We start from the raw sequence: 4,037 nt of genomic DNA on the forward strand, positions 1-4,037 counted from the left end.
CACCCGAGACTGACACAGAGGGTTACGGGCCTCGTCGCCGGCCTTGTCATTGTCGAGTAGCACGATGACTGGGGGCTTCTCGACGTCGCGCCCTCGGGCGAGATACACGAGGTAGGGCACGTGTGGTGTGCCGCCGGCGGGCACGATCGTGATCTTGTTGAGGTCGAGGCGTTCTCGGGCGGCGGCACCGCGTCCGGCCAGCCACCGGGATGCCCCGGCGAGCAGAACCTGGTCGGAAGGCCCTTCAACGATGAGGTTGCAGTTGCCGATGAAAGTGGTTTCGGCGACGAAGCTACCAAAGGCCGAGCGAAGCGGTTCGTAGTGGTTAGCCGCCGCGCTGGTGACGACCCGCGTCCCTTCGTCATGTTCACCTTTCTCCAGCACGCGGATGCGATCCGCTTCGTTCTTGTCAATCAAGAAGGGAGAGTGGGTTACGTAGACGACCTGCACGGGCGAGCGAGCGATGTCCTGAGGTCGAGCGAAATCCTCGAAGATGCGCAGGAGATCCTGCTGCCCGGCCGAGGACAGGTAACGGTCAGGTTCATCCATCAGCAGAATCTCCTGGGCGCCGTCCCCCGGGGCTTGGTGGGCCAGGTACTGCACGAAGTAGCTGAGGAAGTACTTAAGGCCGTCGCTGCGTTCGTCGAATCCGTAGGTCCGACCAGTGCGATCGCGGATCATGAAGACGAGATCGTATTCGTACAGGGACACGAACAGCTCAAATTTGGAGTCCTGCGACCACCAATGCGGGAAGTTGAGTGCTTTGGCGAGCTCGGCGTTGATGGTGTCGACAATACTATTGGCGTAGCCGTTCTTCGTTTTGACGGCAGTCTGCAACTCGGCGAAAAGCTCCCGACCTAGACCTGCAACATCCAACAGCAGGTCAGCGGCTAGCTTGTACGCACTCAGCTCCTCGGCCGTCGCCTCACGAAGAGGCCGGAACAGTCCGGAGATCTCGCTCGCATTGTTGGCCACGGTGGAGGCGTCGTCGAACCAACTGCGACGTTCGATGACTGCGTCCCACACCCGGCGCAGGAATTCCCGGCCGACCGAGGCGACCGGCTTGCCGCCTACGATGTAGTCGAGGGGCACGCTGTCGGGCAACGGCACGTCCGCATCGATACGAAACGGCCGCGGCATGCCCAAAGCCGAGAGCACCTTCGGCGCCTTGACGTGAGAGGAACCCGACCAGCTTCCGCCATGACGGGCGTAGACCCGCAGCTGCGGCGTCTCGTTCATTCGGAAGATCGCGATGCGGTCCACGTCCGACAGTCCGCTTAGCGACGACATTTGCTCAACGGCCCTCAGGTCGTCTTGGCTGACGTCGGTGAACAGCGCCCCGAACTCTGGCTTGGTAATCGCCTGGTCCACACCGAAGAACCGAGAATACCTACAGAAATCACTTCGGTCGTATCCGCCACCGGTCAGCGCTGCTTCGATCACGCGCAGCACCTGAGTCTTCCCAGATTCATTGCCACCGACCACGGTGGTGATGTCCGGACGCAGCTTTATGCGGACGAACGGATAGTCGCCCTCCGGCGTGCCGTCCCAGGGATCCGGCGCGTAGTCATCAGCCGAGGCGCGGAGGAAGTCGTAGTTCAAGGAGCGGTAGAAACGGGCATAGATCGAATGCAGTCGCACAATTCCTCCGGTCGTCCTTCAGAGCACTGGATTCGTTGCAGAGCGCCGCACCCCATCTACAGGAATTCCGTCCGTGCTGCGCACAATCCGCCGATCAAAACGGTCTTCTTCACTTTTGCATTCGCCTGACCTGCCGCGTGGCCGCGTCCCCGCGACTGCGCACTGAACGCCGAGAGTAGGATCTTTACAATGAACTCAGCCTCGACTGTAGATGTGCCCTGGTCGCGTGCGCGCCTATTCAGCAGGCGGCTGCTACCCGCCAAGGCAAAGACTTCCCAAGACCGACACCATCCCCGGCCGAACATTCTGTCAGTCAGTCTCCTGCGAAGTGGCGACCTCGTAGAAGGCGTCCGCGAGAGCAAGGATGACGCCGTTGATTCCCGGGCCGTCGCTGAAGAAGTAGTCGGCCATGGTGTTGTGGGCTTCCTGGTTGTCGAGGACGGCCTCGGTGACGATGGTTTTGAAGTCGTCGGAGTCCATGAACTGCTTCTTCGAGTTGACCTGGGTCTGCCTGACGAGGTCGGGGTAGGCGAGGAGTCGCTGGACTAGGCCGTTGACGAACTCGCGGATCTGGGACTCGGTGAAGGACTCGGCGCCGAAGAGGTCGTTCATCTTGTCGATAACGACCTGGAGCGCGACGTACTTGGGCTCCTTGCGGGTGCCGGTTCCGGCGGCGCTGATTCCCTTGAGCTCTCCGTCGCCGGTCAGCGAGATATCGACGGCGATCCGCTTCTCATGCTTGACCCCGACCAGGACGACATCGGAGAGGTCGACCTCGGCAGCCCACGAGGAGTCGGCGATGACCTTCTCCAGGAGACGCAGGAAGATGGAGAGCATCTCCAGGTGCGGGTCGCCGTAGTCGACGATCTGGCTCATGAAGTCGTAGAGCCGGACGTAGGTGGAGACGTCCTGGCGGAACAGGTCAAGGGTGCTGAGCGTGACCTTGTCATCGGCCTCGATCGCCGCGGCGTAGCGGGCCGCGAACTCGTGCTTCGCCGGGGCGATCGCGGCCGAGAGCGCGTTGTTGCCTTTCCGCTTCACCCACAGCTCGGCGACGTCCCGTACCTGGTCGGCGGTGTAGATCCCGGCTTGGGCGAGCTTGGCGGCGAGGTGGGCGACGACGTACGGGTCGGTCTCGGTCTCCAGGGTCGCGTTGGTGAAGTACGGCTCGAACGCGGCCCGGATGTCGTCGGGCTTGTTCACGAAGTCCAGGACGTACGTCTTGCGCTTGACCTCCCCGCCCGCGGTGCGGTGGGTGCGGTTGAGCCGGGAGAGCGTCTGCACGGCGGTGACCCCGGAAAGCTTCTTGTCGATGTACATCGCCGAGAGCAGCGGCTGGTCGAAGCCGGTCTGGAACTTGTTGGCGACCAGCATGATCGTGTAGGTCGCGCCCTTGAACGCCGCGGCCAGGTCCGAACCAGCACCGGGGTTCAGGTTGGTCTCGGTGAACTCGACGTCCTTCGCCGGCGCCGGCCCCCACTCCGAGGCCCACACCTCGTTCTCCTCCATCGTCACCGACCCGGAGAAGGCGACGAGCGTGCGGTAGGTGTACGACGGATCCTCCGCAGCCCGGCGAGCGAGGTAGGCGTCGATCGCCTTCTTGTACTTCACCGCGGCCTTGCGCGAGTCGGTGGCGACCATCGCCTTCGCCCTGCGCTCCAGCAGATGGGCGACGTTGGNGGCCTTGCCGGCGATCTTCAGCGCGGTGTCGTACGACTGGTAGCCACGCAGGACGTCGAGGATGTACCCCTCCTCGATCGCCTGCCGCATCGAGTACAGGTGGAACTCGACCGGCTTCCCGTCCGGCCCCTTGCGCCCGAACATCTCCAGCGTCTTGGCCTTCGGGGTCGCGGTGAACGCGAAGTAGGAGATGTTCGGCGAGTCGGCCCGCTCGCTCATCCGTGCCGCCAGGATCGACTCCAGGGAGACCTCGCCGCCGTCTTCGAGGTCCTTGATCTCCTCGGCGGTGAGCACGGCCTTCAGCTGGGAGGAGATCCTGCCGGACTGCGACGAGTGCGCCTCGTCGGCGATGACGGCGAACTTCTTGCCCTTCAGCCCCTTGTCTGCCTGGATCTCGTCCATCGCGAACGGGAACGTCTGCACCGTCACCGCGATGATCAGCTCGCCGTTCTTGAGCGCGGAGGCCAGCAGCCCGGACTTCGACTTCGCGCCGGCCTTGCGGACGTCCTCCGGGCTGATCGTGGCCACGATCTTGCCGGACCCGTCGATCTGCCGGATCGCCTCCTGGAGCTGCCCGTCGAGCACCGTCCGGTCCACGACCACGATGACCGAGTCGAAGACCTTCTCGTCGTTCACGTGTAGCCGCGCCAGCCGGTGCGCGGTCCAGGCGATCGTGTTCGTCTTCCCCGACCCGGCCGAGTGCTCGATCAGGTACC

General features: G+C 63.5%; 2 protein-coding genes. Both read right to left on the minus strand.

Going from position 1 to position 4,037, the window contains the following annotated elements:
- The coding region (locus FrCorBMG51_RS24265) for an AAA family ATPase (RefSeq protein ID WP_047225323.1) at positions 1-1,641 on the minus strand (1,641 nt) is incomplete at its 3' end.
- Positions 1,642-1,950: 309 nt separating this feature from the next.
- Positions 1,951-4,032 (minus strand): type I restriction enzyme subunit R domain-containing protein, encoded by a 2,082-nt coding sequence (locus tag FrCorBMG51_RS24270; RefSeq protein WP_476742253.1) that lies wholly within the window; start codon positions 4,030-4,032, stop codon positions 1,951-1,953.
- Positions 4,033-4,037: the final 5 nt, after the last annotated feature.

Origin of the sequence: Protofrankia coriariae (assembly GCF_001017755.1) — a bacterium.
GTDB lineage: Bacteria > Actinomycetota > Actinomycetes > Frankiales > Frankiaceae > Protofrankia > Protofrankia coriariae.